This is a genomic window from Rhizobium sp. PL01 (assembly GCF_033447125.1).
In the GTDB taxonomy this organism is placed as follows: Bacteria; Pseudomonadota; Alphaproteobacteria; order Rhizobiales; family Rhizobiaceae; genus Pararhizobium.
In genome coordinates this window covers 99691-125738 of record NZ_JAWQUM010000003.1, presented here as the reverse complement: position 1 = coordinate 125738, position 26048 = coordinate 99691, and the positions used below count along the sequence as shown (strand labels likewise).

The 26048-nt window shown below is 59.9% G+C and carries 23 protein-coding genes; 10 read left to right on the top strand and 13 right to left on the bottom strand.

From position 1 onward, the window contains the following. Positions 1 to 17: 17 nt before the first annotated feature. From glcF to R6X40_RS08315, 3 genes are all read right to left on the bottom strand, one after another. The gene (gene glcF, locus R6X40_RS08325; RefSeq protein WP_318412573.1) at positions 18 to 1325 is read right to left on the bottom strand and encodes a glycolate oxidase subunit GlcF; all 1308 of its coding nucleotides are present in this window, start codon (positions 1323 to 1325) and stop codon (positions 18 to 20) included. 208 nt (positions 1326 to 1533) lie between these two features. Then, a complete protein-coding gene (gene glcE / locus R6X40_RS08320; protein ID WP_318412572.1) occupies positions 1534 to 2736 on the bottom strand; it encodes a glycolate oxidase subunit GlcE in 1203 nt (400 codons plus the stop codon). Further along, positions 2733 to 4172 carry an FAD-binding oxidoreductase gene (locus R6X40_RS08315; protein WP_318412571.1) on the bottom strand — a complete coding sequence of 480 codons (1440 nt, stop codon included), beginning with the start codon at positions 4170 to 4172 and terminating at the stop codon, positions 2733 to 2735. The genes glcE and R6X40_RS08315 overlap by 4 nt, the downstream gene beginning before the upstream one ends. 117 nt (positions 4173 to 4289) lie before the next feature. Here R6X40_RS08315 and R6X40_RS08310 point away from each other — a divergent pair, with 117 nt between their 5' ends. Beyond that, positions 4290 to 5186: a LysR family transcriptional regulator gene (locus R6X40_RS08310; RefSeq protein ID WP_318412569.1), complete on the top strand. Its 897-nt coding sequence runs from the start codon at positions 4290 to 4292 to the stop codon at positions 5184 to 5186. On the opposite strand, the gene R6X40_RS08305 is transcribed toward R6X40_RS08310, so the two are convergent. Continuing rightward, positions 5171 to 6610: a DUF6880 family protein gene (locus R6X40_RS08305; RefSeq protein WP_318412567.1), complete on the bottom strand. Its 1440-nt coding sequence runs from the start codon at positions 6608 to 6610 to the stop codon at positions 5171 to 5173. The two genes, R6X40_RS08310 and R6X40_RS08305, sit on opposite strands and share 16 nt — an antisense overlap. Positions 6611 to 6651: 41 nt before the next feature. Beyond that, entirely contained in the window at positions 6652 to 7935 is a 1284-nt protein-coding gene (locus tag R6X40_RS08300) for a DUF3422 family protein (protein WP_318412565.1), read from the bottom strand. Between the two features lie 188 nt (positions 7936 to 8123). On the opposite strand from R6X40_RS08300, the gene R6X40_RS08295 reads away from it, so the two are divergent. The 5 genes from R6X40_RS08295 to R6X40_RS08275 all read left to right on the top strand — a co-directional run bounded on the left by R6X40_RS08295 (position 8124) and on the right by R6X40_RS08275 (position 13578). After that, complete coding sequence (locus R6X40_RS08295) at positions 8124 to 8918, top strand: FadR/GntR family transcriptional regulator (RefSeq protein WP_318412563.1); 795 nt, start codon at positions 8124 to 8126, stop codon at positions 8916 to 8918. Positions 8919 to 9194: 276 nt separating this feature from the next. Next, positions 9195 to 9701 (top strand): NUDIX hydrolase, encoded by a 507-nt coding sequence (locus tag R6X40_RS08290; RefSeq protein WP_318412562.1) that lies wholly within the window; start codon positions 9195 to 9197, stop codon positions 9699 to 9701. A 105-nt stretch (positions 9702 to 9806) separates the two neighbouring features. Continuing rightward, entirely contained in the window at positions 9807 to 11312 is a 1506-nt protein-coding gene (locus R6X40_RS08285) for an inorganic phosphate transporter (protein WP_318412560.1), read from the top strand. Positions 11313 to 11321: 9 nt separating this feature from the next. Next, on the top strand, positions 11322 to 12059 hold the full coding sequence (locus R6X40_RS08280; protein WP_318412558.1) for a 16S rRNA (uracil(1498)-N(3))-methyltransferase: 738 nt from the start codon (positions 11322 to 11324) through the stop codon (positions 12057 to 12059). Positions 12060 to 12204: 145 nt separating this feature from the next. Then, on the top strand, positions 12205 to 13578 hold the full coding sequence (locus tag R6X40_RS08275) for a glutamate--cysteine ligase (protein ID WP_318412556.1): 1374 nt from the start codon (positions 12205 to 12207) through the stop codon (positions 13576 to 13578). Between the two features lie 3 nt (positions 13579 to 13581). Here the strand turns inward: R6X40_RS08275 and R6X40_RS08270 are convergent, their stop codons facing one another. After that, the gene (locus R6X40_RS08270) at positions 13582 to 14013 is read right to left on the bottom strand and encodes a GNAT family N-acetyltransferase (RefSeq protein WP_318412555.1); all 432 of its coding nucleotides are present in this window, start codon (positions 14011 to 14013) and stop codon (positions 13582 to 13584) included. Between the two features lie 190 nt (positions 14014 to 14203). Between R6X40_RS08270 and R6X40_RS08265 the strand changes: the two genes are divergently transcribed. Both R6X40_RS08265 and R6X40_RS08260 read left to right on the top strand, forming a co-directional pair. Next, positions 14204 to 15055 (top strand): DUF937 domain-containing protein, encoded by an 852-nt coding sequence (locus R6X40_RS08265; protein ID WP_318412554.1) that lies wholly within the window; start codon positions 14204 to 14206, stop codon positions 15053 to 15055. A gap of 256 nt (positions 15056 to 15311) precedes the next feature. After that, the gene (locus R6X40_RS08260; protein WP_318412553.1) at positions 15312 to 15674 is read left to right on the top strand and encodes a hypothetical protein; all 363 of its coding nucleotides are present in this window, start codon (positions 15312 to 15314) and stop codon (positions 15672 to 15674) included. Positions 15675 to 16109: 435 nt separating this feature from the next. Here R6X40_RS08260 and R6X40_RS08255 read toward each other — a convergent pair whose 3' ends face one another. Continuing rightward, entirely contained in the window at positions 16110 to 16403 is a 294-nt protein-coding gene (locus R6X40_RS08255) for a DUF1127 domain-containing protein (protein WP_318412552.1), read from the bottom strand. 325 nt (positions 16404 to 16728) lie between these two features. Here R6X40_RS08255 and R6X40_RS08250 point away from each other — a divergent pair, with 325 nt between their 5' ends. After that, positions 16729 to 17679 carry a LysR substrate-binding domain-containing protein gene (locus tag R6X40_RS08250; RefSeq protein ID WP_113316604.1) on the top strand — a complete coding sequence of 317 codons (951 nt, stop codon included), beginning with the start codon at positions 16729 to 16731 and terminating at the stop codon, positions 17677 to 17679. A 531-nt stretch (positions 17680 to 18210) separates the two neighbouring features. Here the strand turns inward: R6X40_RS08250 and katG are convergent. Continuing rightward, positions 18211 to 20418: a catalase/peroxidase HPI gene (gene katG, locus R6X40_RS08245; protein ID WP_318412550.1), complete on the bottom strand. Its 2208-nt coding sequence runs from the start codon at positions 20416 to 20418 to the stop codon at positions 18211 to 18213. Between the two features lie 109 nt (positions 20419 to 20527). Between katG and R6X40_RS08240 the strand changes: the two genes are divergently transcribed. Next, complete coding sequence (locus R6X40_RS08240; RefSeq protein WP_318412549.1) at positions 20528 to 21427, top strand: hydrogen peroxide-inducible genes activator; 900 nt, start codon at positions 20528 to 20530, stop codon at positions 21425 to 21427. A 200-nt stretch (positions 21428 to 21627) separates the two neighbouring features. Here the strand turns inward: R6X40_RS08240 and R6X40_RS08235 are convergent, their stop codons facing one another. From R6X40_RS08235 to R6X40_RS08215, 5 genes are all read right to left on the bottom strand, one after another. Further along, positions 21628 to 22503, bottom strand: a complete 876-nt coding sequence (locus R6X40_RS08235; RefSeq protein ID WP_318412548.1) for a dienelactone hydrolase family protein — start codon at positions 22501 to 22503, stop codon at positions 21628 to 21630. Between the two features lie 219 nt (positions 22504 to 22722). Next, positions 22723 to 23505, bottom strand: coding sequence for a 3-hydroxybutyrate dehydrogenase (locus R6X40_RS08230; protein WP_318412547.1), 783 nt, complete (start codon positions 23503 to 23505; stop codon positions 22723 to 22725). Positions 23506 to 23517: 12 nt separating this feature from the next. Beyond that, positions 23518 to 24258: an acetoacetate decarboxylase gene (locus R6X40_RS08225; RefSeq protein WP_318412545.1), complete on the bottom strand. Its 741-nt coding sequence runs from the start codon at positions 24256 to 24258 to the stop codon at positions 23518 to 23520. Then, entirely contained in the window at positions 24255 to 25382 is a 1128-nt protein-coding gene (locus R6X40_RS08220) for a patatin-like phospholipase family protein (protein ID WP_318412543.1), read from the bottom strand. Before R6X40_RS08220 ends, R6X40_RS08225 begins: the two co-directional genes overlap by 4 nt. 233 nt (positions 25383 to 25615) lie before the next feature. Beyond that, positions 25616 to 26035, bottom strand: coding sequence for an MAPEG family protein (locus tag R6X40_RS08215; RefSeq protein ID WP_318412541.1), 420 nt, complete (start codon positions 26033 to 26035; stop codon positions 25616 to 25618). Between the last annotated feature and the right edge of the window lie 13 nt (positions 26036 to 26048).

Below are 26048 nucleotides of genomic sequence, written 5' to 3'. Positions count from 1 at the left end.
TTCGGCCGGCTTCTCGCCTACACTGGGGCCGGCAATTCCGAGGGTCTTTCGCCGCCATAGGCCCAGTCCAGCAATTCGACCGTGTGCAAGATCGGCATGGCCGTACCGGTGGCGATCTGGGTGATGCAGCCGATATTGCCGGTAGCGATGATATCGGCTTTGGTTGCCTCGATATTCTTCACCTTGCGGGCCTTCAGCGTCGCCGAAATCTCCGGCTGCAAAATGTTATAGGTGCCTGCCGACCCGCAACAGAGATGACCCTCGGCTGGATCGCGGACGGTAAAGCCCGCATTTTTCAACAGAAGCTTCGGCGCCATGGTGATCTTCTGGCCGTGCTGCATCGAGCAGGCCGAATGATAGGCGACAGTGACGTTTTTCGGCTCCTGACGCGGCAAGTCGAGCGTCGCCAGATATTCGGTAATGTCCTTAGCCAGAGCCGAGACACGTGCGGCCTTTTCCGCATAGGCCGGATCGAGCCTGAGCATATGGCCATAATCCTTGATGGTGGTGCCGCAGCCCGACGCGGTGATGATGATGGCATCTAGCCCGCCGGCGTCAGCAGCCTTTACCCAGACATCGACATTGCGGTGCGCAGCGGCAAGCGCCTGTTCCTCCCGGCCCATGTGATGCACCAGCGCCCCGCAACAGCCCTCGCCTTGCGGCACCACGACCTCGACGCCGAGCCGCGTGAGCAACCGGATCGTCGCCTCGTTGATCCCGGGCTTCAGCACCGGCTGGGCGCAACCGGTGAGAATAGCGACCCGGCCGCGTTTTTCCGTTTGCGCTATCCTGGTGCCCGGCACCGACGCGGCGGATTTCGAGGCAATATCGGATGGCGCCAGATCGAGCATGACGCCGAAGGTCTTCAGGAACGGCACACTTTTCAGCACCCCCGCCAATGGCCGGCCGAGCTGCGCCGCCTTCATCGCCAGCCGGAACCGGCCAGGATACGGCAGAACCGCCGCCAGCACGCTGCGCACCAGACGGTCTTTCAGCGGCCGCTTGTAGGTCTGCTCGATATGAATGCGGGCATGATCGACCAGGTGCATGTAGTTGACGCCGGACGGACAGGTGGTCATGCAGGCAAGGCATGACAGACAGCGGTCGATATGGGTGACCACTTCCTCATCGGCAGGACGGCCGTTTTCCAGCATGTCCTTGATCAGATAAATCCGGCCGCGCGGGCTATCGAGTTCGTTGCCGAGCGTCACATAGGTCGGACAGGTGGCGGTGCAGAAGCCGCAATGCACGCATTTGCGCAGGATCCCCTCGGATTCGGCGACATGCGGGTCTTCCAGCTGGGCGGGAGTGAAGGTGGTCTGCATCAGGCGTTGTGCTCCGAGTGGGCGGAAGCATACCCCCCTCTGTCCCTCCGGGACATCTCCCCCGCAAGGGGGGAGATTGGCCGCAAGCCCTTTGCTCGAATTACGAAAATGCTGACGGGGGAAAAGAACAATCTCCCCCCTTGCGGGGGAGATGTCACGCAGTGACAGAGGGGGGTAACGCCCGGCATACTCTTCATCTTAATCTCCCTCACCCCATCTTCCCCGGATTAAAAATTCCCCTGGGGTCGAACTTCTCTTTCAGCCGCGCCGACAGCGCTGCAACGGGAGCAGGCTCCGGCTCGAAGGCCGCAGTGCCATCGCGAACCGCATCCGAGGCGCGCACCAGCGTCGCATGGCCACCACCAAGGCCCTTGATGAAGCGGCGCAACATCTCCGCTTCAACATCGGCTTCCATGCGCAGCCAGACGAGACCGCCCTGCCAGTCATAAAAGGTGTCAACGCCGGTTTGCAGTCGCAAGGCGGCCACCAGCTGGTGGCCGGCGGTTGGCGCAACGGAGACCCGCCAGAGCGGTTTTTGCGTGCCATCGGCATAAGGTCTGACATCGCGGATGTCCCGCCAGAGCCTTTCCGTCGCTTCCTGGTCTAGTACCGTCGCGGGTGCGACCTGGGCAAAGGCAGCTTTGAGTTTTTCGGCCCGGACAGCAACCGAGGCTGGCAGTCCTTCGAGACGGAGCACCGTCGCTGCACCCTCCGGATAGCTGCTGCCGATGAAGCGGTAGCGCACGCTCTCCGTCAGATGCGCGGCACCGGAGACTTCGACCGGCATTGCCATCGCGTGCGCCATGGCGGCTGCGGCCTGGGCATCGTCGAGGCCGAAAGCCACGATCGTCGCAGCGGCAGGCGGCAAAGGCAGGACCTTGAACGTAACCTCCGTCAGAAGTCCCAATGTACCATGCGAGCCGCACAGAAGCTTGACCAGATCAAGCCCGGTGACGTTTTTCATCACCCGGCCGCCGGATTTGATCACCTCGCCCGATCCGTTGATAAAGCGGATGCCGAGCAGATGATCACGCGCTGCTCCCGCCGTGATGCGGCGCGGGCCGGAAACATTGGCGGCAAACACGCCGCCAATGGTCGGCTGGCCGCTGGTGCCCATGACGCCGCGATGATCCATCGGCTCGAAGGCGAGCATCTGGCGATTTCCGGTCAGAGCCGCCTCTATCTCGGCCATCGGCGTTCCCGCCCTGGCGCTCATCGTCATCTCGGCCGGATTGTAGCTGACGATGCCAGAGAGTTTTCGCGTCGACAGCACCTGCTCTGCCCGCACTCGGCTTCCAAAACCCGAACGCGTGCTACCACCGGTTATCGCAAGCGGCATTCCCTCTGAAGAGGCCAGCCTGATGATATCGACGGCTTCCGTTTCTGATGTCGGTTCGAATTTCATGCTCATGCCGCCGGGCGTCCTTCCAGCGGAAAGACCTTTGAGGGGTTCATGATCCATTGAGGATCGAAAGCGGCGCGCGCCGCCATCTGCTGGTTCAGATCAATCTGGGTGAACTGATGCAGCATCAGGTCGCGCTTCTCGATGCCAACGCCGTGCTCGCCGGTCAGGCAGCCGCCCGCATCGACACAGAGCCGCAGAATATCGTTGCCTGCCGCTTCGGCCCGCGCGGCGTCTTCCGGATCGTTGATGTTGTAGAGGATCAGCGGATGCATGTTGCCATCGCCGGCATGGAAGACGTTGGCGACCCGCAGGCCGTAACTGTCGATGATCTCAGCGGTCCTCTTCAGCACGTAGGACAACTGGCTGAGCGGCACCGTGCCGTCCATGCAGATATAATCGGCGATGCGGCCAGTGGCGCCAAAGGCGGATTTACGGCCTTTCCAGATCAAGGCCGCTTCCGTCGCCGACTGGCTTTCCTTAATCGTGGCAACCCCGTGGCGTCGGGCGATCTCGATGATGCTCGCCAGCATCGCCTCCATCTCGGCTTCCGATCCCTCGACTTCGACGATCAAAAGCGCCTCGACATCCATCGGATATCCGGCTTGCGCGAACGCCTCACAGATACTGATGGCAGGCTTGTCCATGAATTCTATGGCAACCGGGATAATGCCGGAGCCGATGACTTCGGCAACGCAAGACCCTGCCTCTTCCGACGACATGAAGCCGAACAGAACCGGCCGCGATCCTTCGGGTTTGGCAAGCAGCCGCACGGTTGCCTCGGTGACGATGCCGAGCTGGCCTTCCGAACCGCAGACGAGGCCGAGAAGGTCATAGCCCGGTGCATCCAGCGCCTTGCCGCCCAGCTCGATCACCGCGCCGTCAAACAGCACCATCTTGACGCCCAGCAGGTTGTTGGTGGTCACGCCGTATTTCAGGCAATGGGCGCCACCGGAATTCATGCCGATATTGCCGCCGATGGTACAGGCAAGCTGCGAGCTCGGGTCCGGCGCATAGAAGAAGCCGTCGGCAGAGACTGCTTCGGAAATATTGATATTGGTGACACCCGCCTGAACTGTCGCGGTCCGGTTGGCAAAATCGATATCGAGAATGCGCGACATCTTCGAAAGGCCAATGACCACGGCATCGGACTGCGGGATGGCACCACCCGACAGCGAGGTACCCGCCCCGCGCGGCACAACGGGGATGCCGTAACGGCTGCAATATTTCAGAATGGCTGCCACCTGCGCCGTGGTTTCCGGCAGCGCGACGGCCAACGGCACCTGGCGGTAGGCGATGAAGGCATCGGTCTCGAATGGCACCAGTCCGCGTTTTTCACTGATCAGGCAGCCCGACGGCAGGATATCGGCCAAATCCTCGACGATCTGATGGCGCCGCGCCAGTACGGATGGTTTCGGCTCCAGAAAGGCAATCGTCTCCGGCATATCGGCCTCCCGGCATAGTCGTCTTGCGGCATGATTGGTATTTTTTCTTTACCACTTTCACCATGACGCAGCAAATGCTAATCAGTTTTTCTGTTTTCGAAACAATGGTCAAGATTGATGACAAATCTGGGCGATCTTGAGGTGTTCACGCGTGTCGTATCGACCGGCAGTATGTCGGCGGCGGGGCGGGCACTGGGGTTTTCCCCAGCTGTTATTTCCAAACGCATCAAGCGGCTGGAAGACCGGCTCGGCACGCGGCTGTTCCAGCGGACCACACGGCAGATATCGCTGACGGAAGCGGGACAAGGGTTTCACGACCGCGTGCTCGGGATCATGGCCGGCATCGAGGAGGCCGAGGCTTTTGCCTCCGGCCGTTCCGGCCAGCCGCAGGGCACGTTGCGCATCACTGCCCCGACCTCCTTCGGCCGCATGCATGTGGCGCCGCACCTCGCCCGCTTCATCGAGGCGCACCCCGATCTCATCCTCAACATCGTGCTGTCAGACGAATTCACCGACATCGTCGCCGAAAGCTTCGATCTCGCCATCCGCATCGGTGAACTCAGCGATTCGACGCTGGTGGCGCGAAAACTGGTGCCGGTGCGGCGTATCCTCTGCGCTGCGCCAGCCTATATCGCGCGTTATGGCAGACCGGACACCATCGACGATCTCGGCGACCATATCTGCCTGCGCCAGCACAATCATGATATCTGGAAGCTGGAAAGCGAGGCGGGCTCGATGAGTTACAAGCCGCAGGGGCGGCTGATCACCAACTCCTCGGAAGTGGTGCGCGAAGCCGTGCTGTCCGGCGCCGGCATCGCGCTGCGCTCCACCTGGGATGTCGGCAGCGACCTGAGATCGGGAAAACTTGTGCAGGTCCTGCCCGCCTGGGAAGGCTCCAGCAACCTGTTCGTCTCGGCGCTCTATCCCAGCCGCCAGTTCCTGCCGGCCAAGGTGAGGCTGTTCATCGATTATCTGGCGGGGCTTTACGGGCCTGATCCCTACTGGGAACGGTAGGTTTCCGGCGGAATGCGATCCCAAAAACCGTGGCGGCGGATATGATGCCTGCGCAAATCCGCGACATAATCAGCATGCGGCATCAAACCGTCATTGCCGCCGGGGCGTTTCGCCAGTGCCGAAAGCCTTGATAAATAATCGGCACCGTATCCGTAGGCCTCGGACAGGCCACGCCCGATGATGCGGTCGAGCAAGGCGCGGTAGAGCGCGGTCGCCGCCGCCGGATAATCGGCTTCGAAGGCCTCGGCTGCGGGCAGAAGAAACTCGTAGAATTCTCCCTCCCAGACACCCCATCGGGCAACGACATAGCGCGCCGCCAGATCAAGCCTTGCCCAGGCGAGATAGAAGCGTAGCGCAGCATGCGGTTCGCGGTGATGCTCGACAAAGGCAAAGGCCTTGTCCAGCGCCTCGAATTCCTCGAAATCGCCGGCCTTGGCGATATATTCGCGCAGCATCTCGGGGTCGAGGCCCTGCTCGAAAATCTTCCAGCGCACGGCCTGCGATGCAGAGCGATCTTTGAGGCCGTCGAGAATGGCAGCCTCGAGCCGGTCCTTGTCTGGCAATGGCTTTATCTCGCCGCTGAGAATATCGGCGCGGCGGGCAAAGCCGACCCGCGACTTGCGCGGCTTGCGCACCCAGATCAAGGCTTCCGCATGACGGCCGATGGCAAACAGCCGCTCGGCGATCACGACGGGTTCGCGCAGCGGCTCCGGCAGACTTTCCTCGATCGAAATATAAGCATCGAGATCACCACGGGCATCGGCAATGGCCCGGCGTACATAGACAATGGCTGGCAAAAGCGTTGTGCCTGCCGGTATCTTCATGGCCGCAGCCAGTGTTTCGTCCCAGACTTTCAGCACATCCGGCGACAGAGCGGCGGCGATCCGGACCGCAAGCAATGTCCTGACGCCGTGATAGTCCATGCCCCGAAGACCCGGCGTCAGCAGCGCCGGGATATGCGATTGCTGGTCGACCGGCACGAGTGGCGCCAGCCGGGTCGCAGCCTCGCAGGCCTGAACGTAGATGCCGGCGATGCGGCCGCTGGAATCGTTGACGCGCTCGGCAATGCCCTCGTAGCCGAAAACGAAACGGATCAGCCTCTCCAGCGCCATGCCAGGATCAACGGCGCCAAATTCCTTGATGATGCTGGCAGAAATGCTGTCGAGATCGTTGCCAAAGGCTCGTTCCTTCTGCCAGCGGATGCGCGTACCCGATTTTTCGAGAGCCGTCAGCCGGCTGTCGATCAGCTTGGCGACGCCGGCGGCACCGCTGATCCCGGCGAGCGCAGCATTCAGGCGCTTCTTGAAGGACGTGTTGAGGGCGGCCTCATCCAGCGCGATCTCGATCAGCCGCTCCAGACCAAGAGCGGTCAGGCCGTCCCGGTCGAGCTTTGCCTTCTTCGCCGCTTTTGCAACTTTTGCCATGATCTTGCACTGGTCGATTCGTTTCGAATATCCGGCAAGACTTAAAGGCTTTCGCGGTCCTCGTCTGCATGATGCTTGCGGATGCGCCGCACCACGTACCACATGGACAGGACGGCAACCGGCACGAAGAGCCCGGTCAACACACTCGACTTGATTGGAACGCCCTCACTTTCCAGCGCCTTGGCAAGATAGCCGAACAGCCCGACGACATAATAGGAGATCGCCGCAACGGAGAGACCTTCGACCGTCTGCTGCAGTCGCAACTGCAGTTTGGCGCGGCGATCCATCGAATTCAGCAATACGCTGTTTTGCCGCTCGAGTTCGACATCGACCCAGCTTCGAAGCAGCGCGGTCGCACGGGTCAGTTTGCGTGACAGGTTGGCCTGACGCTCTTCCACCGACTGGCAAGTGCGCATGGCGGGCGCCAAGCGCCGCTCCAGGAAGGTGCCGAGCGTTTCATAGCCCGGCACGCCGGTTTCGATCAGCGAGCGGATGCGCTCCTGGACGATGCCGTAATAGGCGCGGCTGGCGCCGAAACGGTAGAGGCTGAGTGCAGCCCCCGCTTCGAGTTCGGCGGCCAGAAGCGTGATCTCGGCCAGCATCTCGTCGGCCTTTTCGCGGGCGCTGGTACGCATCCGCTGGGTGACGCCGGTCAGCCCATCCTCGATCCGGCGGATATCCGGCGACAGCGATTGTGCAAGCGGCAGGCCAAGCATTGCCAGTGTGCGATAGGTTTCGATATCGAGCAGCCGCTGGACGAGCGCACCTGTTCCCGCCTCCGTCATGCCGCGGTCGATGACAAGGATCTGTGTCAGCCCGTCGCCGTTCTGACGGAAATCGGTGAGCACCACCGACTGGCCGTTCTTGATGTCGCTGTAACAGAGACTGGTCGGATCGAATGCGCTCATCGCCGCGCGGGTTTCTTCCGTATCCGGCCGGATTTCCAACCGGATACCGGAAATCAGCGTTCCCGGCGGCGAAAAGCCGTCGCCGAAAGGATGGGTGGTCACCTCGCCGCCAAACTGTTCGGGAATGACGCCATCCCAGAAATAGGTCGAAAATTCGGTGTGTCTTTCCCAGCGTAGCGTGCCCTGCCCCCAGGACAGCGCGTGATGACTGGCCTCGCGGCTGGGCGGCGACACGCCCCGGGCACGCGACAATTCCGAGAGAACGGCATGATCGACGGCAGCCCCGCCATCGGTCATGAAGGCGAGCTGGAAAATCACGCGCGGCGATGTCACCAGCGCATATGGACGCGCGTGGATTTCGCCCAGCGCCTGCGCGCGGGCCGGAGCCGATGGAAATGCAAAACTGCGTTTGGCCATGAAGCGTTTTCCCCTCTCACGCATCAATCAGAACTGTCTTATCAACAGGTCGAGCAAAAGGGAAAGGACGCTTTGACGCAGGCCGGGTTTTGTTTTGGCAAGACACTGCATCGCTTGGCTTTGAAAAGTGGCTAAAGAAATTGACCACTTTCGACGGGCTGACTAAGTTGGCGTCAAGGAGAGCCGCCGTGACAGATGACACCATTGATGCCTTTGCCCGCATCCCGCATAGCCGGACCTCCGGCGAGATCATCCAGCAGATCGAACTCCTCATCCTCGAAGGCGTGCTGCGCGACAGCGAGCGACTGCCAAGCGAACGGGACCTGTCGCGCCGCCTCGACGTTTCGCGGCCGATCCTGCGCGAGGCGCTGAAGGAACTGGAGGCACGCGGCTTGCTTGTCAGCCACCACGGCGGCGGCACGTTCGTGGCGGATGTGATCGGCCAGGTGTTTTCCAAGCCGGTGATCGACCTGATCTCGCGCCACCAGAAGGCGACACAGGATTATCTCGAATATCGCCGCGAGTTGGAGGGCATGACAGCGGAGTTTGCCGCACGCCGCGCGACACGCTTCGACCGGGACATGCTGACCCGGATCATGGACGAGATGCGGGCCGCCCATCTGTCCGGCTCAGCCGAAGGCGGGCTGAAGACCGATGTCGAACTGCACAGTGCCATCGGCGAATGTGCCCACAACATCATCCTCCTGCACACATTGCGCGCCTGTTACCGGCTTTTGAGCGGCGGCATCTTCTTCAGCCGTGAAATGCTGTTCGCGGCACCAGGCGCTGGCGATATGCTGCTTGCCCAGCATGAGGCGATTTACGACGCGATCATGGCCGGCAACCCGGCGCAGGCGCGCGAGGCGGCGCAAGCCCATATCGACTTCATCATCACCGCCACACGGGATGCCGAGCGTTCCGGCGAATGGGCCCGCATTTCGCAATTGAGAATGCAGCAGCGCGACCGGCAGACAGGCCCCTGAACTATATATCAGCAACACAAAAGACACGCGCCAGGCAAATTTCTGTGCGTGTCTCGCCAATGCCGCAAACATGCTCTATAACGCCGCTATCGGCACATTTTGCTGGCGCAATCACATTAAATTGCCCGTCTTTCGCGTTGCCGCGCCCTTCATACGGAGCGCCGCGATAACTATATGTGTCTCACCAAATCTGCGCGTTTACAGGCTGCTTAAAGGGAGCATATTGAAACGATATTGCAGTTAAAAATGATTCGTTTTTGAAAGGATGCCCCGACGTTGAACATTCTGAATCGCATTGTCACTGATGTCCGCCTGATGTTCCGCCGCCCGGTGCGAATGCAGTGTGCTGCTCTGTGCTACCGGTTCAAGAAGAAAAGCGCGGCACCCGAAATGCTTCTGATCACCAGCCGCGACACCGGCCGTTGGGTCATTCCCAAGGGATGGCCGATGGAAGGCAAGATGTGTCATCAGGCTGCCGAACGCGAAGCCTATGAAGAAGCAGGCGTCAAGGGTGAAACCGGCGCCGACCGGATCGGCTTCTACATGTATGACAAAGGCATGGATCAGGGACTGAAGGTTCAGTGCATGGTCCAGGTCTATCCGCTGGTCGTTCTGGATATGCTCAAGAGCTTTCCGGAAAAGGGCAGCCGGAAAATGGAGTGGGTCAGCTTCGGGGAAGGCGCCAAGCGCGTGGCCGAACCGATGCTCAAGGATCTCATCTTAGGCTTCGAACAACGCTTGCTTGCAACCATGAATCCGGTTCAAAAAGCCGCGGCACAATAAACGCCGATACACATGGATAGAACGACGCAAGGCATCGCCGATCCTGCTGCGCCGGACAGTGCCGGCCCGAAGCTCGGGCAGGCAGACTGAATTGGAGAACAGACGGTGACAAAACCGCGCCCGAGCCTCGAAAAGCCAACCCTCGACAAATATCTGGACAAGGTCACCCTCACCGAGGAAGCGACGCACCATGTGCTGCGGCCGTGGGCGGGTATTGGCCTCGGCCTGCTGTTCATGCTGATCAGCGTAATTTTCGCCGCCGCCTACGTCTTCGATGAACCCAAATATCTGATCATTCTCGCTGCCGCGGCGGTCGCCGGCTATATGGCGATGAACATCGGCGCCAACGACGTCGCCAACAATGTCGGCGCAGCCGTGGGATCGAAGGCGATCACCATGACGACGGCGCTGATCATCGCCGCCAGCTTCGAGATCGCCGGTGCCGTGTTTGCCGGCGGACGTGTCGTGTCCACCATCGAGAGCGGCATCGTGGATGCAGCACAGATGCCCTCCGGCGAGGCGTTCGTATGGGTGATGATGGCGGCGCTGATTTCGGCCGCCGTGTGGATCAACATCGCGACCTGGTCCGGCGCGCCGATTTCAACCACCCACTCGATTGTCGGTGGTATTCTTGGAGCAGGCGTCGCGGCCGCCGGGTTTTCGTCCGTGCACTGGGTGTCGCTCGCCGGGATAACCGCGAGCTGGATGATTTCGCCCATTCTTGGCGGCGGGATCGCTGCGTTGCTTCTCGCCTTTATCAAGACCTACATCATCTACCGCGAGGACAAGATCGATGCGGCGATTTTCTGGACGCCCATCCTGACCGCCGTGATGGCAGGCTCGTTTGCCGCTTATTTTGCTTTGATCGGCGTCGAGAAAGTCGCCCACCTCTCGATGAGCCGAGGCCTTCTGATCGGCCTCGCCGTCGCCGCCATCACCGCTGTTGCCAGCAAACCCTGGATCAGGCACCAGGCTCGGGGTCTCGAAAACCGCAATCAATCACTGCGCAAGCTGTTTCGCATCCCGCTCATTCTGTCTGCAGCACTTCTGTCGTTTGCCCATGGCGCCAACGACGTCTCGAATGCGGTTGGTCCGCTCGCAGCGATCGTAGCAAACGTCAATGGCCTTGCTGTCGCGCAGACAACCTATGTTCCGCTCTGGGTCATGCTGATCGGTGCCTTCGGCATTTCCTGCGGTCTCCTGCTGTTCGGCCCGAAGCTGATCCGGGTCGTCGGGCAGGAAATCACCAAGCTCAATCCGATGCGCGCCTATTGTGTAGCGCTGGCAACCGCGATCACCGTGATCCTGGCGACGTCGTTCGGCCTGCCCGTTTCAACCACGCACACCGCCGTTGGCGCTGTCTTCGGCATCGGCTTCTTCCGCGAATGGTACACCCGCAATTCAAAGCGGCGGCTGGAATATGTGCGGCAGAAAACCGGGCAACTGGACTTCGAGCGCCGGGTCGAACATAGTCCCGAGGAATGGCAACGCCGCCGGCTGGTACGGCGTTCGCACTTCCTGACGATCGTTAGTGCCTGGGTGATCACCGTCCCCGTTTCCGCGCTGCTTTCGGCGGCCATCTACAGCGTCCTTGCGGCGCTCTTCATTTAAGGGTTTTCCATGCGCGCCAACTTCCGAATGCAGCGGCTTTTCATCGATGTGCCGCTCGCAAAAGGCACGATCTACGAAGCCAGCCGGGAACAGTTCAACTATCTCGTCAACGTACTACGCTTCGAGGCGGGCGATGCCGTGCTCGTCTTCAACGGACAGGACGGCGAATGGCAGGCCGAACTTTCGTTCCCGACCAAGAAACGCCTGTTCCTGACCGCGACCGAGCAGGCCAGACCACAGCCGGCACCGTGTGACCTGCATTACCTGTTTGCGCCGCTGAAGGTCGGCAGGCTTGACTATCTCGTGCAGAAGGCGGTCGAGATGGGTGCTGGCGTGCTGCAGCCGGTGATGACCCAGCATGTGCAGGGCAAGATCAGCAATATCGACCGCGTTCGCGCCAATGTCATCGAAGCGGCCGAGCAATGCGGTGTTCTCGGCATTCCCGAAGTCGCCGAGCCACGCAGGTTGGAGGACGTTCTCAACGGCTGGCCGAAAGACCGGCGGATCATTTTTTGCGACGAAGGCGATGCCGGGCAAAATCCGCTGCCGGTGCTGGCGGCGGTAAAAGAGCGCAAACTGGCGCTATTGATCGGTCCGGAAGGTGGTTTTTCGGATAGCGAACGGTCTCTGCTGCGCAGCCTCGATTTCATTACAGCCATCCCGCTCGGACCGCGTATTCTCCGGGCGGATACGGCGGCCGTGGCCGCGATGGCCGTTATCCAGGCAGCGATTGGCGACTGGCGATAGAAACTGAGAAATTCAAGTCATTCGAAGTGTTAAAAAATTGAACCGGCCTTGAAACAATTTCACTTGCACCACACCTGAAACCGGTTCAATCAGCCTCCTGATGCCTGCCGTCCGGCAGATCCCGCCCTTTCAAAAGAAGATACCCATGGCCAGAGATACTACCGACCAGACGCCGGTTACCTCCGTTGCAGACCTGACCGAATATCTGGCTGAGGGTAACAAACCGGAAGATAAGTTCCGTATCGGCACGGAGCACGAGAAGTTTGCCTTCTTCAAGGCGGACAACAGCCCGGTTCCCTATTTCGGTGAGGCCAGCATCTCTGCTCTTCTCAATGGCATGGCGGAAAAGACCGGCTGGGATCCGATCATCGACGCCGGCAATATTATCGGCCTTGCCGAACAATCCGGACAGGGTGCGATTTCTCTGGAGCCCGGCGGCCAATTCGAGCTGTCCGGCGCGCCGCTCGAAAATCTGCACCAGACCTGCAAGGAGTCCAACCGGCATCTTGCTGTTCTGCGCGAGATCGCCGAGCCGCTCGGCATCCGTTTCCTCGGCATCGGCGGCTCGCCGAAATGGACGCTTGCCGAAACCCCGCGCATGCCAAAATCCCGCTATGACATCATGAGCCGCTACATGCCGAAGGTCGGCACGCAGGGCCTCGACATGATGTATCGCACCTGCACGATCCAGGTGAACCTCGACTTTTCGTCCGAAGAAGACATGCGCCGCAAGATGCAGGTCTCTCTGAAGCTTCAGCCGCTGTCGACGGCGCTGTTTGCCAGTTCGCCGTTCACCGACGGCAAGCCGAACGGCCTCCTGTCCTGGCGCGGCGATATCTGGCGCGACACCGACAACCAGCGCGCCGGCGTGCTGCCTGCGGTCTTCAATGCCGACTTCGGCTTCGAGGATTATGTTAAATGGGCGCTCGACGTACCGATGTATTTCGTCGTGCGCGACGGCAAGTACCATGATTGCACGCATGTCACCTTCCGCCAGTTCATGAACGGCGCGTTGAAGGGCGAGCTTGCCGACTGGGAGCCAAACATGGGCGACTGGACCAACCATCTCTCGACGCTGTTCCCGGACGTGCGCCTCAAGCGTTTCCTCGAAATGCGCGGTGCAGATGGTGGCCCGTGGCGCCGTATCTGTGCACTGCCGGCTTTCTGGGTCGGCCTGCTCTATGACGGTGCCGCCCTTGACGCCGCCGAAGACCTGACCCGCGACTGGACCTACGAAGACACGCTTGCCATGCGCAATGCAGTGCCGGTAGAGGGCCTCGCAGCCACGCATCGCGGCATATCGCTGTTCGATATCTCCCGCGAAGTGCTGTCGATTTCGCGCCTCGGCCTGAAGAACCGCAACCGGCTGAACGGCGACGAGGTCGATGAAAGCATCTTCCTCGCCCCACTCGACGAAGTGCTCGCCAAGAAGGCGACACTCGCCGAGGACCTGCTGGCGCTTTACAACGGGCGCTGGAACGGTTCGGTCGAGCCGGTCTTCACCGACTATCAGTACTAACCGCTAAAACCGCTTCTTCAGGAAGTACTGGGGAATAGCGTTCGGCCCGCCTTCGAGCTCGCCGAACACCGTGTAGCCGAGCTTTTCATAGAACGGCCGCGCCTGGAATTCGAACGTGTCCAGCCAGACGCCGATGTAACCCCGTGCCCGCGCGATCGTCTCCGCCTCGGCGATCAGGCGCGAGCCGAGGCCCTGGCCACGATAGTCGTCCGCAATGGCCAGATATTCGATAAAGGCCCAACCGAAATCGTCCTTGCCGTAAAGACCGCCGACGACCACCTGCGTGTCCGGATCGCGCAGGAGAACGGCGAAATCCGGTTTTTCCTCGACGGGGCCGAGATGAAGCTCCGCGTGCTGATCGAGAACAGTCGTGATAGCCGCAACATCCTGCTGGCTGGCGTTTTCGGGGATGATGTAAATGATCGGGCGTTTCATGCCGGTTCCACTCGTGGTTGAGATGGACGGAGAATAGGCGAACAGCCGCACCTTGTGGAGAGTGAAATTCTGCACCGTGGCCAGCATACTGACTGCAATGCCCCGGCTAACAAAAAGCGGTGTTCTCGTGACTTTTTCCCGTTATAGTGCAGTCACATGCGTTGCGCTGCCTGCTGGAGAGGACGGAAAGATGATCCCGCTTTTTGATATGATGATGCAGGCGCAGAACGGCAATGCCATGGACGTGATGGCCAAGCAGTTCGGCCTCGCCCAGGAACAGATGGCCAAGGCGACAGCGGCGCTGATGCCGGCCTTTTCCACGGCGCTCAAGCGCAACACCGCCAACCCCTACGATTTCAGCACCTTCCTCACCGCAATGTCGAGCGGCAACCATGTGCAATATTTCGAGGATATGACCAAGGCCTTCACCCCGCAGGGCATGGCCGACGGCAACGGCATTCTCGGCCAGCTGTTCGGCTCGAAGGATATGTCGCGGGCCATCGCTGACCAAGCGGCGCAGATGACCGGCATCGGCCAGGAAATCTACAAGCAGATGCTGCCGGTGATGGCGAGCGCCATTATGGGCGGGCTGTTCAAGCAGGCTTCGGGGCAGATGGGCGGCCAGATGGGAGGAATGCAGAATCCGTTTGCCAACACACCGATGGAAGCGATGATGAAGCCGTGGCTCGAGGCATCCGGTTTTGCCCGGAAGCCGCAGCCCGCTCCCAATCCGTTCGACAATCCCTTCACGCAGGCGATGCAGGGTTTCTTCGGCATGGGCAAGCAGGAAGAAAAACAGCAATCCGCCCCCGACATGTTCGCCGCCAACCCCTTCATGAAGGCTTTTCAGGACATGATGAGCGGAAAGCCCCAGACGACTGCGGCGCCAGAGCCGGAAAAAAAGCCTGCCGACAGCAATCCGATGGCACCCTTCACCGAAATGTTCAACACGATGTTCGACAGCGGCCTTGAGGCGCAGAAGGAATATCAGAAGAGCATTGACGGGCTGTTCGAGACGTATCGGAAGAATACGAAAGCCTGATCAATTCGTGGTGCGGTCATGGGCCACGTCGTGCAAACTGGTCGGAACTCCATCAGCTATTTTTTTGGAGGGGCTGCTTTCGGCCCGAAGCGGATTTCCCCCTTGAGGATGAAATCCCGAAAGGGTATCATCGGCGGGTGGAAGCCCATCCAAACCTGCTGCCGGGTTGAAGGGCATATAAGCATTTTTTCGACGACCATGTTCATTCAGGTCGAAGCGTAATCGGCGGACTTCGACCAGAACATCGGATCGTCTTATGCTCAATTTTTCTGTTAATTTCTCACCCTCAAATATTGCAACGCTGAAAAAGGCTCTGCGTAGCGGGTATCCGCATCTTAGGTCAGCGCACCTTGACGAGGCTATTGCCTCATCCTTTGGGTTTAACTCCTATGCTGCTATGCGGCCGGTTCTTCATGATGTCAGTATGTATGCGCGGCTGGTTGTGCATTTGAACCATCTTCTTCTTGTGCTGCGTCTAAAGGAGCTGGGATATGAAAATATAGCTCCAGAGGAACTGCGTAGTCTTATTTGGAAAATCGAGTTTCCACACACTTGGCATGACGGGGAAGTTGAAAGAGCCATACAGGCGCTTAGACGACCAACGGCGGCGAACGCCTAGCGGCTTTTGCTATTTTGTCTGCTGTTGGCGCAAACAGCCCCTTCCGAGTTCCACTGGCGCTCAATACGCTTCGCTAAACGCACGCACCCCAACAGAAGGGTAGCCCCGGCGCCTCGGACTAACTACGGCTGACAAAACCGGCTTCAGGGAAGCGATGACGAAGATTGCGGCTTAGGAAGGACGGATTGCCGAGTTTGAAGGCACACCCGCGCCCCTCCGCCTCACAAAAGAAAAAGCCCGGTACCGGTCTTGGGGACCGGGCACCGGGCAAGCAGCAGGGTAATTGGCTCTAACCCTGCGGGGAACGGTAACGCGCAGAGGCGGCTGCGCGTCCCTGTTGCGTGAAACGTCTTTCAACGTCTGAGGCACGCAACAAAACTGTTAAACTGCTGCGCGGGACCGTCCGGCCTTGGCCCCGCGGAGCGAACGCAGGCCTCAGTCGAGGCGCGCCTTCCGGTAAAACGTGTTGGCTCGATCGCGCGACGCCTGTGTCAGGTGACGGCCCGGATCATCGAAGAACGGCGAGGTCATCGCCTGGCGCACTTCATGGCGGCAGAGCCCCATGTCGAGCAGCTGATGATCGTCGAGATCCTGCAGGGTGCCGATGGCATTGCGATTTCGCAGCTGGCGCCATACCGACATCAGCACGCCCATCAGTCCCGTCTGGCGGGATGTCGCGGACGGCTTCCCGGCTAGGGTGAGGTCGAGTGCGTGATCGGTCGTGCGCATGATACTGCTCCTTTTCGCGGGCACGTCAGCGCCGCACGTCTTTCAGACGTGCAAAGGTCGCTGTCATTCTAGATTTCGCATAATGTCCCCGATCGATTCCGACCTGGGAAATTATGCAAGGGCGACCCATCCCCCGCAGGGAGGTCGGCGCGGGGGGCTGGGTCGAAACTATGATGGTGGACCGGCTTGATGGGAGGCTCGCCGGAGTGGTTCAGGATGCGATTTGTACGATCAAATTCGCAAATCCTTATTGATCAGTCCAACGAATGTTTCTAATGGTATTCATCAAACAAATTTATGAGTGCTCTTTTTGAGGACCAGGACCATGTCCGCACCGCTCGATATCGACCAATTGCAGACGTTCGTAGCCATCGCCGATACCGGCAGCTTCACCAAGGCAGCAGATCGGGTTTTCAAGACCCAGTCCGCCGTCTCGATGCAGATGCGCCGGCTGGAAGAGCGCATCGGCAAGCAGCTTTTCGCCAAGGACGGCCGCGGTAACCGGCTGACGACGGAAGGCGACCGGCTGCTCAATTTTGCCCGGCGGATGATCCGGCTGAACAATGAAGCGATTGCGTCTTTCGACGACAACCGGCTGGAAGGCACGCTTCGGATCGGCACGCCTGACGACTATGCCGATCGCTACATGCCGGAGATCATCGTCCGCTTTGCCAAGACCCATCCGAATGTCGAGCTCAACATCGTCTGTGAGCCGTCGGTTGATCTCGCCGAGAAAATGGCCAGGGGCGAACTCGACATCGCGCTGGTGACACACAATCCACGCGCCCGCGCGTCCGATGTGGTGCGTACCGAACCGCTGTGCTGGGTCAGCTCGATCAACCATCCGCTGCCGGAAAACGCGCCGGTACCGCTTGCGGTCGGCAAACGCGACTGCGCCTGGCGGCAGGCCGCCTGCTCGGCGCTCGATGCCACCGGCAAGGAATACAACATCCTGTTCACCAGCTGGTCCTCGACGGTGGTGGCGGCAGCGGTCCTGGCCGGCATGGCGGTTTCGGTTCTGCCGGAATCCGCACTGCGCACCGGCATGAAGGTTCTGACCCAGGCAGACGGTTTCCCGGCGTTGGCCCCGGTGCAGATCGGCATCATGAAGCGTCCAGGCCTCTCCCCCTCGCTGTCGAACGCCATTACCAACCACATCACCGCCTGCCTCGACAACATCACGCCGACGACAAGCACCGATGATCTCGACGGTGATATGAAAAACTTTCCGCGTTACCCGCGGCTACGCCAGAGCCACATGCTGCCCGGCTGGTAATCCCAAAATCAGACAAGCAAAAAGGCCGTGCTTCTATTCGAAGCGCGGCCTTTTTGTATCTGCCAATATCGATACTCGACCATAAACGCGGCCGTTAAAAATCAACTGCAATATAGTTTTCGTGATCAGCAGCCCCAAAAAAACGCTGCCGGGCTTTTATACGCGATTTTGAATATATGCCCAAGACACCAAACCGGTCCATTTTTGGGGAAATCGGGTTACATGCGGTTAACCTTAATTTTTTAGGGGTTTTTGGCATAAAAAGGTACAAAACAAGCCAAATCGGCGTCTATTCTCACGAAATGGTGAACGACCGACCGCACCCTGGAAGTGTTAAAATTATCGAAATACTCTTATTTCGTGTTGAAAGCGCGCTACTAGCTACAAAGTTTGGATAGATCAACGCGAAACAGGCACGCGCCGATGTCGCTGGTAAAGCCATTGGTCTTTCAGACCGCGCAACACAAAAGAGCCGGACTTCAAGAGCCCGGCTCTGCATTTCAGGACCCGTTTTATCGCCTCTGCGCCAGCTTAGACGAGGTCGAACCGGTCTGCGTTCATCACCTTGTTCCATGCGGCAACGAAATCACGGACGAACTTGCCCTGGGCGTCGTTCTGTCCATAAACCTCTGCCACAGCGCGCAGCTGCGAGTTCGAGCCGAAGACGAGATCGGCGCGGGTGGCGGTCCATTTCAGTTCGCCGGTTGCGCGGTCACGTCCTTCGAAGACTTCCTTGTCTTCCGAAACGGCCTTCCAGACTGTGCGCATGTCGAGCAGGTTGACGAAGAAGTCGTTGGTCAGCGTTTCCGGACGCGTTGTGAAGACGCCATGTTGGGACTGGCCATGATTGGCGTTCAACGCCCGAAGGCCGCCGACCAGAACCGTCATTTCCGGAGCCGTCAATGTCAGGAGCTGTGCCTTATCGATCAAGAGCTCCTCGACTGATACCGTGAAGCTCGCCTTCTGATAGTTGCGGAAGCCTTCAGAAACCGGCTCGAGCACCGAGAAGGATTCGATATCGGTCTCATCCTGCGACGCATCGGTGCGGCCGGGTGCGAAGGCAACGGCAACATCGTGACCGGCACTCTTTGCCGCCTTTTCGACAGCGGCTGCTCCACCCAGCACGATCAGATCGGCGAGCGACACCTGCTTGCCGCCCGCGTGAGCGTCGTTGAAGGCCTTCTGGATGCTCTCGAGCGCCGTAAGGACAGCAGTGAGCTGCGCTGGCTGGTTGGCTTCCCAATCCTTCTGCGGCGCAAGACGGATGCGCGCACCATTGGCACCGCCGCGCTTGTCTGAACCACGGAAGGTGGAGGCCGAGGCCCAGGCAGTCGAAACCAGCTGGGAAACCGACAGGCCCGATGCCAGGATCTTTTCCTTGAGGTCGGCAACATCAGCCGCATCAATCAGCGGGTGACTGGCAGCCGGGATCGGATCCTGCCAGATCAGGTCTTCACTCGGCACTTCCGGTCCGAGGTAACGAACCTTTGGTCCCATATCGCGATGGGTCAGCTTGAACCAGGCGCGGGCAAAGGCATCAGCGAACTGATCCGGGTTCTCATAGAAGCGGCGCGCGATCTTCTCATAGGCAGGATCGACGCGCAGCGCGAGGTCGCTGGTCAGCATGGCAGGCGCATGACGCTTGGCCGGATCATGGGCGTCTGGCACCGAGCCAGCCCCCATGCCGTGCTTCGGCGTCCACTGATGCGCACCGGCCGGGCTCTTCGTCAGTTCCCATTCATAGCCGAACAGGTTCCAGAAGAAGTTGTTGCTCCACTTGGTCGGCGTCGAGGTCCAGGTGACTTCCAGACCGCTGGAAATCGTGTCGCCGCCCTTGCCACTGCCGTAGCTGCTGGCCCAGCCGAGACCCTGCTGTTCGATATCGGCACCTTCCGGCTCCCGGCCGACATGGGCGGCATCGCCAGCACCATGGGTCTTGCCGAAGGTGTGGCCACCGGCGATGAGCGCGACGGTTTCCTCGTCGTTCATGGCCATGCGGGCAAAGGTTTCGCGGATATCGCGGGCAGAGGCCATCGGGTCCGGATTGCCGTTCGGGCCTTCCGGATTGACGTAGATCAGTCCCATCTGCACGGCTGCCAGCGGGTTTTCCAGATCGCGGTCGCCGCTATAGCGCTTGTCGTCGAGCCAGGTGCGCTCCGCACCCCAGTAGATATCTTCTTCAGGTTCCCAGACGTCGGCGCGGCCACCGGCGAAACCGAAAGTCTTGAAGCCCATCGATTCCAGCGCGCAATTGCCCGCGAGCACCAGAAGGTCCGCCCAGGAGAGATTGTTGCCGTATTTCTGCTTGATCGGCCAGAGAAGGCGGCGGGCCTTGTCGAGATTGACGTTATCCGGCCAGCTGTTGAGCGGCGCAAAACGCTGGGTTCCGGAGGACGCACCGCCACGGCCATCGCCTGTGCGGTATGTGCCGGCGCTGTGCCAGGCCATGCGGATGAAGAAGGGACCGTAATGACCGAAGTCGGCCGGCCACCAATCCTGCGAATCCGTCATCAGGGCAAAGATGTCCTGCTTGACCGCAGCGAGATCGAGCATCTTGAACGCTTCGGCGTAATCGAAGCCAGTACCCATCGGGTCAGAGAGCGCCGAATTCTGGTGGAGAATCTTGAGGTTCAGCTGGTTTGGCCACCATTCCCGGTTCGAAGTCCCCTCGCCCGAGTTGCTGGTGAGCGACCCGTGCATGACCGGACACTTGCCCGTTTTCTCGACTTTGGCGTCCATTTCTGCCTCCTGTTTGAAATGCAATTGCATTGGTTCCGCCGCAACATCCTCTATAAGATCCATAATTTCCAATTGTATTTAATTGAAAGATCGATAGGATAATCTTATTATGATCACCATTCGGCAAATGCGGTATTTCGATGCTCTGGCAACCACGCGGCACTTCGGCCGCGCTGCGGAAATGGTCAATGTCAGCCAGCCGGCACTGTCGGCGCAGATCATGGAGATGGAAAATCATCTCGAGGTCAAACTGATCGAGCGCAACCGGAACGGCGCTCTTCTAACCCGCCAAGGCGAGGCTTTGTTACCCGATATCCGTGCGATCCTCCTGTCCATCGACGCGCTGCATGACCGTGCCCGGCAGGCGACCGGTGTACTGGAGGGGCGCCTGCGGCTCGGTATCATTCCAACCGTCGCGCCCTATCTCGTGCCGAAGCTCATCCCGATGCTGCGGAAGCGCTATCCGAAGCTTGACGTGGAACTGCGCGAACTTTTGACGACGGGCTGTGTCGATGACGTCAAGCACGGCAAGCTCGATTGCGCGATCGTCGCCCTGCCGCATGGCGACGACAGCCTGCAGTCCTATTCGCTCTTCGAAGACCGCTTCCTGATCGCCAGTGCCGATGACGAGAGTACGGTGCTGGTCTCGCCGATGACCGAGGCTCAGGTCGACATGGACCGACTGCTGCTTTTGGAAGAAGGTCACTGCCTGCGCGATCAGGCCCTTGCCGTCTGCGGCTCGAGCGCCGGCCGCAGCGTTGCCAACTATGGCGCAACCTCAATGGCGACACTGTTGCAGATGGTCAGCCACGGCATGGGCATCACGCTGATCCCCGAAATTGCTGTCAAGGACGAGCGAACCCGCAACCGCATGCGGATCGTCCCCTTCGCCGAGCCACAACCTTCCCGCCAAATCGGCCTGATCTGGCGCCGCCGAAGCGGCCGCGACGGCGACCAGCAGGCGCTCGCTGCGCTTGTTGCTGAGGCGGGGAAAGAATTGCTGGCGTAGTCAGGGTCCGCGTCTGCCGATATTTACCCCCCTCTGTCGGCGACGCCGACATCTCCCCCACAAGGGGGGAGATCAGCCGCTTGCTCCGCGCTTTCTTGACGACAATTTCGAGGGAAAAGAATGATCTCCCTCCTTGTGGGGGAGATGTCACGCAGTGACAGAGGGGGGTGTTCCCACACTCTGTCCCCTAATTTTTGCCCTTAAACCACCTTTGCCTTCAAGAATTCAACGGTCCGGCTCCAGGCGAGATCGGCGGCCTTCTTGTCATAGCGGGCAGCGGAGGTGTCGTTGTTGAAGGCGTGGTTGACGCCCTCGTAGATCTGGATGGTGAAGTCCTTGCCGTTGTCGGTCAGCGCCTTTTTGTAGGCGTCGATACCAGCATTGATGCGGTCGTCGAGGCCGGCATATTGCAGAAGCAGCGCTGCCTTGATCTTCGGAACGTCTTCGGCCGGCGGCTGGGCGCCGTAATAGGCAACACCGGCCTTGAGGTCGGGTGAGGCGACGGCCAGCTTGTTGACCATGCCCCCGCCCCAGCAGAAGCCGATGGCCCCGGCCTTCCCGGTGGTGATGTCATTGCCTTCAAGGTAGGTGACGGTCGCCACCGCATTGTCGACGGTCTGCTTGCCATCGAGAGCACCAATCATGTCGCGTGCCTTGTCCTCATCGGCCGGAGTTCCGCCTGCTGGCGACAGGAAGTCGGGCGCAAGTGCGACGAACCCTTCCAGCGCCATCCGGCGGGCGACATCCTTGATATGCGGATTGAGGCCACGGTTCTCGTGGATGACAATCACGGCGGGCAGCTTGCCGGTCGCATCGGCCGGGCGCACCAGATAACCCTTCATATCGCCACCAGCGCCGGGATAGGTGACATCCTCGGCCTTTACCCGTGGATCGGCTTCGGGGATCATCTCCGCCTGGGCGCTATTGGCGGCAAGCAACGGGGCGATCGCAGCGGCTGCGGCGGCCGACCCGCTCAGCGCCGTCAGCGTGCGCATGAAAGCGCGGCGGTCGAGGGAGAGATGCGTGTACTCGTCGTAGGCGTTGATCATTGCCTGGGTGATCTGCGGCTTTTCCATGATTTCCTCCTGTGGCCACCACCATCAGGTCAGAAGGACCTGCCGGTGCTCTTATGGCGTTTCGATCACTGCACATTGGTATCGTGATGGACCGGGCATATCGTGACGGACCCAGGAAACAGAATTGCGGCACTTGCCGCATTAGACAACGACAACACCGTTAAGTTGACGCAAACGTGATCCGGCAGCGACGGCTGCAGCCAGATCACGATGCCTGGCTTATTGCATATACCAGCCGTGGCTGACGACGAGCGACTGGCCGGTCAGCGCATTGGTTTCAAAACCGGCAAACAGCAGTGCCACCTCGGCGACGTCGTCGACCGTTGTAAACTGCGTGTCAACAGTGCCCCCGAGCATCATCTTCTTGACGACCTCATCCTCGGAAATACCGAGCGCCTTGGCCTGTTCCGGGATCTGCTTTTCAACGAGTGGCGTCTTCACGAAGCCGGGGCAAATGACGTTCGCGCGCACGCCGTCCGGGCCGCCTTCCTTGGCGACGACCCGGGCAAGGCCGAGCAGGCCGTGCTTGGCCGTAACATAGGCCGATTTCAGTGGCGAAGCCTCGTGCGAATGCACCGAGCCCATATAGATGATCGCCCCGCCCTTCTGCGCCTTCATGTGCGGAATGCAGGCCTTGGTGGTCAGGAAGGCGCCATCAAGATGAATGGCGAGCATCTTCTTCCAATCGGAAAAGGCATAATCCTCGATCTTGTTGACGATCTGGATGCCGGCATTGGAGACCAGCACGTCCACCCTGCCCCATTTGGCGATGACGGCTGCGACGCCGGAATTGACCGCATCTTCGCTGGTGACGTCCATGGCAAGGCCCATCGCCTCGCCCGGCCCCATCGCCGTCAGATCCTTGGCGGTCGCTTCGGCCGCTTCGAGCTTCAGATCGGCGATCACCACCTTGGCGCCTTCCGAAATATACTTCTTGGCAATCGCCAGCCCGATACCGCTGGCCGAACCGGTGACGATGCAGACCTTGTCCTTGAGTTTCATGGTTTTAACTCCCTACTTTGCAAGATAATCATGGACCACTTCGCCGAGGCCCAGCGTCAGGTCGGAGAGGATATGGACGGCGGATTTGACCTCCAGAACCGGCAGGTCGGCGACCGGAGCCAAGGCATGGGGGAAGAGTGCCAGAGCGCCCGGGCCTTCCCAGGCGCCCTTCACCGTCAAATCCTCCAGATAATAGCGAACCAATTCGCAGATGCGCGGCGTGCAATCGACATGCGGAATGATCTTCAGCATGAAATTCGGCTGTTTCAGGCTTTCCAGAACCTTGGCCGCGTCGAGCGCACGGTGCTTGAACCCCATCGTCGCCGTGGCGACCCGCTGGCCGCCATACTCGAGCGTGCCGACCAGCGCATCCTTCATCGATGTCAGCGACGGCTCGGCAAGCTTTTTCGGAAAGCCCCAGATCTCGCGGCCACCGGCGATCGGCGCGTCGTCATTCAAATACATCGAATGTACGTAGCCGCCATGCACGCCTTGATAGGTCACCGGGATGACCTGGCCGGACTCGGTATAATCTCCGAAGCCGGTGGAATCCGGCATGCGGATGAACTCGTATTTCACCAGCGGCTCATCGAATTGCAGCGGCTCGGGAACCACGCGGCGCAAGGCTTCCGGATCGGTACGATAAGTGATGATCATGTATTCTCGGTTGACGAACCGGTACGGACCCGGCGGATAGGATGGGCTCGTCAGCGGCATGGCAAAGGCATTGCGAACGACATCTTCAATTTTCATGGCTTTTTCCCACGCAGGCGTTGCTCGGCAAGATCGAAAACCCGTATCCCGTTGGTCGGGCGCGTGCGGTTCAGCCAATCCGGATGGTTCAGCGTCTCGACCACATCGTCATGCCCGGCCTTCCAGTGCTCCTCCACGGAGAGCCGCGAAAACTCGTAGTCCTTGGATCCGCTTTCATAGGCAGCGTGCCGATAGATCAGGTGCACCATGGTGACGGCGCAATCATTGCCGATCTTTTCGAGAAGTTTTGCATCCGGATCGTCCTTCAACTCCGGCGGGAGCTTTTCCATCAGCCGCTTGGCCGCCATGCGCACCGACTGCAGCTTGCGGAACTGGTCGGTGTTGAGCCGCGTGCGGCTGGAAAAGCGTATTTCCTTTTCGCGTGCCTCGACATCGAACAGGTCCCGCGGCAACGGCCCCTTGGCGCTGAACAGATCCACCTGGAAGATGCACAGATCGGTTTCCAGTTCCTGCCCCGACAGCACCCGCTGCAGCGGCGTGTTGGAAACAATGCCGCCGTCCCAATAGAAACGGCCATCGATCTCGACCGGCGCGAAGCCCGGCGGCAATGCGCCGGACGCGGCGACATGCTTCACCGAAAAAGCACAGTGATTGTTGTCGAAATAGTTGAAGTTGCCGCTCATCACATCGACGGCGCCGAGGCTGAGGCGAATGGCGCCGGAATTGATCAGGTCGAAATCCACCAGACCAGAAAGCGTCTCTTCCAATGGCGCCGTATCGTAAAGGCTGATTGCCGCCATCGGATCGCCGGGAATTTTCCACGGCGCAAAGGCGCGCGGCGTAAAGAAACCGGGAACGCCGGTGAGCGAGCCAAAGAAGGCGGAGGATTCGTTGAACCATTTCCGCATCGCATCGCCATTGCCGAGAAAATGGCCCGGCAGTGCCGACGAGACCCGGTGCCAGAATGTCCTGAGGTTATCGACGCGGCGGTCAACCGGGCTGCCAGCAATAATCGCGGAATTGATCGAGCCGATGGAAATGCCAGCCAGCCAATCCGGCCGGATACCGGCTTCATGCAGCGCCTCATAGGCCCCTGCCTGATAGGCGCCGAGAGCACCGCCGCCCTGAAACACCAGAACGGTCTTCTCTGTGGGTATGCTCACTGGATGCTTTCTCCCGGACGACTGCACCTGCGAAGAGACAACAGCTGGAAGCTTGTCCGGTTCCGCATTCGCAGATTAAGTTTCGGTAACGTGGGAAGGCAATTGAGAGGTGGTATAGTCCGTTAATTCAATGCGTTGACAGTGAGACAGCGCGTCTTCCAGCGCTGTCAGGACCGGATGATAGTCCGGTCTTGTGCACTGCGCAATGCAAGACAATGTGACAGTCCTGGCAATTAAAGTCCGGCAAGATGTATGGCGAAAAGCAGCCACAGACTGAAATTGAGGACGAACCCCGCCACGAACAGGCGCTGGCGTATCCGCAGTCTGTTGGACGTGACATGGACATAGGCATGGGCGTAGCGGCTGATCACGAAGAGCCAGGCAATGGCCAGAACCATATAGTTCACACCCGCGGTCAGGTGCAGCAGGACGCAGACCAGGAAGAACAGAACGGGTAACTCAAACTGGTTGATCAGGCTACGGGCGACGGTGGCGCTCGGCTCCGGTTCGACGGCTGGAATCCAGAAGTCCGAGGCCTTGGCGGTTCCGGCCCGCACGGCACTGTAACGGCGTCTCAACATCAGAAAGTAGATCGCGTGGATCAGCGCAACCTGCGCGATTACCGGCCAGAAAATTGCAGTCGATATGGGCATGATCACTCCGTCG

Bases quoted from the DNA above. Each gene is read 5' to 3' on its own strand.
- R6X40_RS08215 (WP_318412541.1), bottom strand. From the start codon at position 26,035: ATGCCCATATCGACTGCAATTTTCTGGCCGGTAATCGCGCAGGTTGCG.
- R6X40_RS08255 (WP_318412552.1), bottom strand. From the start codon at position 16,403: ATGCGCACGACCGATCACGCACTCGACCTCACCCTAGCCGGGAAGCCG.
- R6X40_RS08235 (WP_318412548.1), bottom strand. From the start codon at position 22,503: ATGGAAAAGCCGCAGATCACCCAGGCAATGATCAACGCCTACGACGAG.
- R6X40_RS08225 (WP_318412545.1), bottom strand. From the start codon at position 24,258: ATGAAAATTGAAGATGTCGTTCGCAATGCCTTTGCCATGCCGCTGACG.
- glcE (WP_318412572.1), bottom strand. From the start codon at position 2,736: ATGAGCATGAAATTCGAACCGACATCAGAAACGGAAGCCGTCGATATC.
- R6X40_RS08310 (WP_318412569.1), top strand. From the start codon at position 4,290: ATGACAAATCTGGGCGATCTTGAGGTGTTCACGCGTGTCGTATCGACC.
- R6X40_RS08260 (WP_318412553.1), top strand. From the start codon at position 15,312: ATGCTCAATTTTTCTGTTAATTTCTCACCCTCAAATATTGCAACGCTG.
- R6X40_RS08265 (WP_318412554.1), top strand. From the start codon at position 14,204: ATGATCCCGCTTTTTGATATGATGATGCAGGCGCAGAACGGCAATGCC.
- R6X40_RS08315 (WP_318412571.1), bottom strand. From the start codon at position 4,172: ATGCCGGAGACGATTGCCTTTCTGGAGCCGAAACCATCCGTACTGGCG.
- R6X40_RS08230 (WP_318412547.1), bottom strand. From the start codon at position 23,505: ATGAAACTCAAGGACAAGGTCTGCATCGTCACCGGTTCGGCCAGCGGT.
- R6X40_RS08270 (WP_318412555.1), bottom strand. From the start codon at position 14,013: ATGAAACGCCCGATCATTTACATCATCCCCGAAAACGCCAGCCAGCAG.
- R6X40_RS08275 (WP_318412556.1), top strand. From the start codon at position 12,205: ATGGCCAGAGATACTACCGACCAGACGCCGGTTACCTCCGTTGCAGAC.
- R6X40_RS08280 (WP_318412558.1), top strand. From the start codon at position 11,322: ATGCGCGCCAACTTCCGAATGCAGCGGCTTTTCATCGATGTGCCGCTC.
- R6X40_RS08300 (WP_318412565.1), bottom strand. From the start codon at position 7,935: ATGGCCAAACGCAGTTTTGCATTTCCATCGGCTCCGGCCCGCGCGCAG.
- glcF (WP_318412573.1), bottom strand. From the start codon at position 1,325: ATGCAGACCACCTTCACTCCCGCCCAGCTGGAAGACCCGCATGTCGCC.
- R6X40_RS08305 (WP_318412567.1), bottom strand. From the start codon at position 6,610: ATGGCAAAAGTTGCAAAAGCGGCGAAGAAGGCAAAGCTCGACCGGGAC.
- katG (WP_318412550.1), bottom strand. From the start codon at position 20,418: ATGGACGCCAAAGTCGAGAAAACGGGCAAGTGTCCGGTCATGCACGGG.
- R6X40_RS08240 (WP_318412549.1), top strand. From the start codon at position 20,528: ATGATCACCATTCGGCAAATGCGGTATTTCGATGCTCTGGCAACCACG.
- R6X40_RS08250 (WP_113316604.1), top strand. From the start codon at position 16,729: ATGTCCGCACCGCTCGATATCGACCAATTGCAGACGTTCGTAGCCATC.